Source organism: Rathayibacter sp. PhB127 (assembly GCF_003751665.1).
Lineage (GTDB): Bacteria > Actinomycetota > Actinomycetes > Actinomycetales > Microbacteriaceae > Rathayibacter > Rathayibacter festucae.
Window position 1 is genome coordinate 396070 of record NZ_RKHW01000004.1, and the last position, 6290, is coordinate 402359.

The following is a 6290-nucleotide window of genomic DNA, read 5'->3' on the forward strand; positions in this document are numbered from 1 at the left end:
GCGACCGGCAGAGGCAGGTGCCGATGATCCGGAGGAGTGGACTGCGCTTGCCCTCCGAGAGTGCTCGATCCGAGCGAGGTAGGCGACGGCGGCGCGGCAAGTGGCGCGCCACACGCCATCGGCTGTCGCCGTGGGTCTTCCCCGAGCCCCCCCGGGGAGCGCAGGCGTTCAGATCGAGTCGATCCCCCGGAGGAGCGGGGTCTCGTCGTCAGCCCTGGACGACCGACGGCGACCAAGCGTGCTCGAGGAAGAGCTCCGGGTCGCCCGAGCCGTCGGCAGGGATCGACCAGACATCGGTGTCGCCGGCCGCGCCCTCGCGGGGAAGCCCGTACAGCAGCGTCCCGTCATCCAGCCACACCACCTGATCGTCCACACTCCGCTCCTCCGGCAGCACCGTCTCCACCCCCGTCGCCAGATCCAGCACTGCGATCCGCCAGTCCGGCACTCCGTCCCCGACGTCCTTCTTGTAGGCGACTCGGGTCTCGTCCGGCGAGAGCGACGGGCACTCCGCCGTGTCGTGGATCGCCGTCATCGTCCGCGCGGACATGCTTCCGCGCACCAGCCACGTCCGCGATCCCGAGGCAGCGGTCGCATAGAAGGTGTCCCCGTCGTCGGCGAACGTGACCCCCCACAGGTTCCGATCCGCAGCGGTCAGCGGCGCCCCGGCGACGCTCAGCGCGAAGGACTCCAGATCCCCCGGGTCCGGCACGGCCGGGTCGAGCGAGCGGATGACGGTCTGCGTCGAGAAGGTGGTCGGCGCATACGAGTGCCCGGTGACGAACGCGGTGGTGCTCAGCATCCCCTCGCCGATGCGGGCGCGGCTGGGGATGCCCGGCAGCGGCCACGTCTGCAGGGTCTCGCCGTCGGCGCCGGTCAGGACGGCCTCGAAGGTGGTCAGCACGCCGCGGTCGGTGCGCAGGCACAGCTCCATCGACTCGGTCGCGGCGACGCGGTCGCAGGCGCGATCGGTGAGGGTGCGCGCGGCGCCCGGGTCGGCCAGCGGCACGGAGGCGACCAGCCCGTAGCCCTGGCCGCTCGCGGTGTTGCGGAAGACGATCCGGTCGCCGTCCTCGGGGGCGCCGGTCGAGACGGCGACGGCCGAGTCGGCGGAGGCGCGCGCCTGGTACCGCGCCCAGGCGCCGGCCCCGTACACAGCGGCGCCGCCGAGCAGGGCGACGGCGGCCACCACCGCGATGATCCAGCGCGCGCGGTCCGAGAGGCGGCCCGCCTGCCCGGCCGTCATCCCTTCTTCTCCGCGAAGCGCTCGCGCAGCAGCAGCACCGCCAGGGGGAGCGCCACCGCGAGACCCACGGCGACGGCGATCATCGCGCCCTCCCGGCCGAGCCACAGCCACAGCGCTCCGAAGCCGACCGACGCGAACAAGCGCGCGACCGCGACGACCGTCTGGGCCGCGGCGATCCCGCTCGCCCGGATCTCGGCGGGCACGCTCGCCCCGGCGACGGCCGCGAGCACGCCGTCGGTCGCGGCGTAGAAGGCGCCGAGCAGCAGCAGGCAGGCGATGGTCACCGCGAGGCCGGAGGCGGGTGACGCCGCGAGCACGTAGACGGCGAGCAGCAGCACGTGGCCGGCGGCGAACATCCGCGCGCGGCCCCAGCGATCGGCGAGACGGCCGAACGGGATCGCGAGGGCGAGGTAGGCGGCGTTCGTCCCGACGTACAGCAGCGGGAACCACTGCGCCGCGAAGCCGCTGCGGCTCTGCAGCACCAGGTACACGAAGCCGTCACCGACGGTGAGCAGCCCGAGCAGGCCGGCGGCGAGCAGGAGGCGGCGGGGGCGCCGGTCCCAGAGGCGGCGCCAGGGCGGCTTCGTTCGCGCCGCGCCGCCGGCGATGCGCATCCGCACGTCCGGCACGAACAGCAGCAGCACCACCACGCCGAGCGTCGCGAACGCGGCCGAGAGCACGAAGACCGTCGAGTAGCCGTCCGGCACGAGCAGCAGCACGACGAAGGCCAGGAGCGGCCCGATCGTCGCGCCGACGGTGTCGAGCATCCGGTGCACGCCGAAGGAGCGGGCGAGCGACGTCGGCTCGGACGAGGCGGAGATCATCGCGTCGCGGGGCGCGGTGCGGATGCCCTTGCCGAGGCGGTCGACGGTGACGACCGCGGTCAGCGCGGCCGGGCCGCTGCCGGCCAGCAGGCCCAGGCGCGCGATCGCAGACAACCCGTAGCCGGCGAGGGCGACGAGCTTGGGCCGGTCGGTGCGGTCTGCGGTCCAGCCGGCGCCGATCCGGACGAAGGCGCTGACCCCTTGATACAGCCCGTCGAGGAAGCCGTACGCGAGCGTCGACATGCCGAGTGCGGCGGTGATGTAGAAGGGGAGGATCGCGGCGGTCGACTCCGAGGAGATGTCGGTGAAGAGGCTGACGATGCCGAGGGCGATGACGGCGGGGGCGATGCGCGACGGGCCGGTGCTGCGCGCGGGCTGCTCCGCGGCGCCCTCGGGCCGGTCGGACAGGGAGATGTACACGCCTAGCCGCCGCTCGGGTGCAGGACGGCGATCAGCGAGTAGCTCATCCGCGGGGTGCCGGTCGGCGTGACCGAGAGGCTCACGCTGTCCTCGCCCGCGGTGAAGACCATCGCGGCGCCGTCGGCGGGCGCGTCGACGGCGGCGGAGGTGAAGCCGTGCGCGGCCAGCGAGCGGCGGTAGCTCTCGACGATCTGCTCGGCGTCGAGGGCGACGGTCGCGGTGAGGCCCGAACGCAGCGCGCCGCCGGCCGGCTCGACCGAGCTCGAGGCGACGATCGAGTCGGGCAGCGGGGCGACGACGGCGGAGGGGTAGCCGGCGACCAGCGCGCGGGTGGCGCTCGCGGCGGCGGGCAGCGGGAGGGAGACGAGGGCGGCGCGCGGCGTGGAGTCGGGCAGGCCGGTGTCGACGGGGGCGGGGCCGGAGACCTCGAGCGGGGCGGAGGGGTCGGCGACGGCGGCGGGGTTCGAGGGGTCCTGCGGGGTGACGGTGGCGGTGGAGGTCGCGCCCGGGGTCGCGGGTGCGCCGGGGGAGGAAGTGGTGCCGGAGGAGGAGTTGGTGCCCGAGGAGGGTGCGCCGGGGGAGGCGGTGCCCGCGGAGCCGGTCGCGCCCGCGCTGATCGGGCTGCCGTCGCCGGGGCCGCCGGCGGTCGCGTCGAGCACGAGGGCCCCCGCGACCAGCACCAGCGCGAGTGCCCCGGCCCCCACCAGCAGGCGTCGTCGAGCGTCCAAGGGGTCTCCGAATACGGGCGCACCGACGATCGTGGCCGGCCAGGATCCGTCCATCCGCGTCGGGTCGCGTCTCGCGGATCTTAGCCCTCGCGGGGCCCGACTGCACCTGTCGATACGGTGGGCGGATGAGATCGAGGCGGACGGCGGTCGCGGGCGTCGTCCTGCTCGGGCTTCTGACCGGCTGCGCGCCGGGGCCGACGGCGGGCGTCGACGAGCAGATCCTCGCGGCGGAGGAGCTCGGCGACAGCGCGGTGGGTGCCGCGGAGTCGCTGCATCCGGTGCTGATCGGCGCGGACCTCCGGGTGTCGGTGCGCGGTGGCAAGCCCTCGGCGCGGCACGACGACGAGCGCTCCGTGCAGCTGTTCCTCCGCCTGGTGCCGCAGGGGGCGGGGCCCGCGGCGAGCCGGGAGATCCAGGAGGCGATCGAGCGCGAGCTGCTCGCCGGCGGCTGGGTCGCGGACGAGCTGACGCAGGACGCCGCGGAGACCGGCGAGGGTGGCGAGCTGTGGTTCACCCGGCCGGGCGCCGAGGGCACCGCGACCTGGGACGGCGACTCCCCGGGCGACTGGCACGTCTCCGTTCGGGACCGCCTCGACTACGTGCAGATCGACGTCCAGAGCCCGTTCGCCCTGACGACGGACACCCAGTACGCCACCACCGACGCCGTCGAGGCCCGCCACCCGCAGTGGCGGAGCCCGGACGGCGTCCTGCCGTGAGGTTCGTCCCATGCTGATCGAGTAGCCCGCTCCGCGGGCGTATCGAGATCCACCGTTCTCCCGCGGTCCCGCCGTCAGGTCAGGCGCTCCGTCAGGTGGACGGTGACCTCGTCGCCGAGGTCCTTGCCGAGCTTCTTGCGGAGCTTGGCGCTGATCGAGAGCATGTGGCCGCCGGCACCCGTGGGCATCAGGCCGGCGGTGAGCGGCTCGCCGTCGACGGTCGCGACGACCTTCACGGCCTTGCCGGTGCCGAACAGCGCGACGGAGTCCGGCACCTCCACGCAGGACCAGAGGTCGCCCTTCACGGTGACGCCGATCGGCGCGGTGAAGGCGACGTCGATCGGGCCGACGGCGTTCACGCCGGGACCGCCGCTGCTCGGCTCGGCTGCTCGGCTGCGCTGCTCGGCTGCGCAGGTGTCGTCGTGGTCGGGCATCGTCGTCCTCCGGGTGTCGTCGGTGCGGCAACCCAACCACAGGAGGCGTCAGCTCGTCAGCCGTCCGATCCGCTCCGCCCGCGGGCTACTCGATCAAACGGGAGGGAAGCCCGACGACCCGGCTGGCCGCGAGCCGCGAAGTCCCCTTCTCCGCTGGTCGAGCAGTCCCCTTCCTTGCTGGTCGAGTAGCCCCGAAGGGGCGTATCGAGACCCACCCCACCAGTGCAGTGCCTCCTCCACAGCCCCGGTTCAGCCCCCAATCGTCTCGCTGCCCTCCACGAGCCGGCCCCAGTGTCGGTGGTCCCTGATTCAATACTCGTATGACGGAGTTCGGATCGACGGAAGAGGCACTGGCGCACCTGCGCAGGCTCAGCGCCCGCGCCGCCGCGAACGCCCGCGCCGCGGCCCAGCGCCGTCTCGCCGAGGCCGACGACCTCTACGACTTCCACCGCACGGCCCTCGCCCACCAAGAGATCTTCGCCCGCGGCGCGACCCCGAGCGAGACCCGCGACCTCGTCGAGCGCTCCATCCGCGCCGAACTCGCCGTCGCGGAGGGCCTGCCCGAGCAGGTGATCGCGCGGCGTCTCGAGAACGCGCAGCTGCTGATCGAGCACCTTCCGCTGACCCGGGCGCTGCTCGCGCAGGCGCGACTGCACTGGGAGGAAGGCGAGGCGATCTGCGCGACCGCCGGAAGCCTCCCCGAAGCCTCCCGCGCCGCTCTCGACGAGCGTGCCGCCGAAGCGGCGCCGTCGATGACGCTCACGCAGCTGCGCCGCGCTCTGCGCCGCTGGCGCGAGGAGCTGCACGAGGACCCTCTCGCTCAGCGGCACGCCCGCGCCCGCGAGGACCGCGCCGCCTGGGTCACGCCCGACATCGACGGAATGGCCACGCTCTGCATCTACGGCCCCGCACCCGCCGTGGTGGGCGCGCACGACCGACTCCGCCGAATCGCCCGCACCCTCCGCGACGACGGCGACACCCGCACCCTCCAGCAGCTCAGCGCCGACGCCGCGATCGATCTGCTCTGCGACGGCGACGTCGCCGGGACCACGCCGAACGCCGAGCACCGGCCGGACCCGACCTTCGTCCCCGGCGTCCGCGCCGAGGTCCGGCTCACACTCGCCGCCTCCACCGCCGTCGGCCTCGACGACGCACCCGCGGACCTCGACGGCTACGGCCCCGTCCCCGCCCCGATCGCCCGACAGCTCCTCCGCACCGCGGCCTCCTTCACCCGGGTCCTCACGGACCCGGACACCGGTGTCGTCGTTTCGGTCGGCCGTACCCAGCGCGTCCCGCCCGCCCGGATGCGTCTGCACCTACAGCTGCGCGATCAGACCTGCCGCTTCCCCGGCTGCACCCGCCCCGCTTCGACGGCCGAGGCCGACCACTCGCTCGAGTGGCGCAACGGCGGCGAGACCTCGCTCGAGAACCTCGTCATGCTCTGCACCTCGCATCACCACGTCCGACACGGCGAGCAGTGGAGCGACGACCGGGTCGACGACCACGGAACCCTCGTCTGGACGAGCCCCACCGGACGACGGATCAGCAACCGGCCACCGCCCTTGCCTGGGAGGCCGCCCGACCCGCCACCGGGGCCGCGCTTCGATGACATACCCGCACCGTTCTGACGGTGGTGGATCTCGATACGCCCGCGATACGGGCTACTCGATCAGCATGGAGTGCCCGCTCCGCGGGCTGCGCGGTCAGCATGGAGCGCCGATCCTCTCCCGCGCGCCTGTTCATGCTGGTCGAGTAGCGCGCAGCGCGTATCGAGCGGCGAAGCCGCTTCGCGTCTCGGTGGTGAGGGAAAGGGACGCGGCTGCGCCGCGTCATGCTGGATGGTCCTATGGATGTCAAGCAGTGAGTCTGGGTGGTCGGAGGTCGGTGGCGAGGTCGTGGAAGACGCGGCGTGCGACGAAGCGCTT

Annotated in this window: 6 protein-coding genes; 2 read left to right on the forward strand and 4 right to left on the reverse strand. The window is 73.8% G+C overall.

Features of this window, described 5'->3' with window-relative positions; translation table 11 throughout:
- Nucleotides 1-208: 208 nt before the first annotated feature.
- From EDF22_RS18225 to EDF22_RS21385, 3 genes are read right to left on the reverse strand one after another with little or no spacing between them, the layout of a single operon-like run.
- The gene (locus EDF22_RS18225) at nucleotides 209-1243 is read right to left on the reverse strand and encodes a hypothetical protein (protein ID WP_123706227.1); all 1035 of its coding nucleotides are present in this window, start codon (nucleotides 1241-1243) and stop codon (nucleotides 209-211) included.
- Complete coding sequence (locus EDF22_RS18230; RefSeq protein WP_123706228.1) at nucleotides 1240-2487, reverse strand: MFS transporter; 1248 nt, start codon at nucleotides 2485-2487, stop codon at nucleotides 1240-1242. The genes EDF22_RS18225 and EDF22_RS18230 overlap by 4 nt, the downstream gene beginning before the upstream one ends.
- Before the next feature lie 2 nt (nucleotides 2488-2489).
- Entirely contained in the window at nucleotides 2490-3215 is a 726-nt protein-coding gene (locus EDF22_RS21385) for a hypothetical protein (protein WP_148059239.1), read from the reverse strand.
- Between the two features lie 125 nt (nucleotides 3216-3340).
- On the opposite strand from EDF22_RS21385, the gene EDF22_RS18240 reads away from it, so the two are divergent.
- On the forward strand, nucleotides 3341-3931 hold the full coding sequence (locus EDF22_RS18240; RefSeq protein WP_123706230.1) for a hypothetical protein: 591 nt from the start codon (nucleotides 3341-3343) through the stop codon (nucleotides 3929-3931).
- A gap of 74 nt (nucleotides 3932-4005) precedes the next feature.
- On the opposite strand, the gene EDF22_RS18245 is transcribed toward EDF22_RS18240, so the two are convergent.
- Complete coding sequence (locus tag EDF22_RS18245) at nucleotides 4006-4365, reverse strand: DUF1905 domain-containing protein (RefSeq protein WP_123706231.1); 360 nt, start codon at nucleotides 4363-4365, stop codon at nucleotides 4006-4008.
- Between the two features lie 320 nt (nucleotides 4366-4685).
- Here EDF22_RS18245 and EDF22_RS18250 point away from each other — a divergent pair, with 320 nt between their 5' ends.
- The gene (locus EDF22_RS18250) at nucleotides 4686-5993 is read left to right on the forward strand and encodes an HNH endonuclease signature motif containing protein (protein WP_123706232.1); all 1308 of its coding nucleotides are present in this window, start codon (nucleotides 4686-4688) and stop codon (nucleotides 5991-5993) included.
- The last annotated feature ends 297 nt before the right edge of the window (nucleotides 5994-6290 follow it).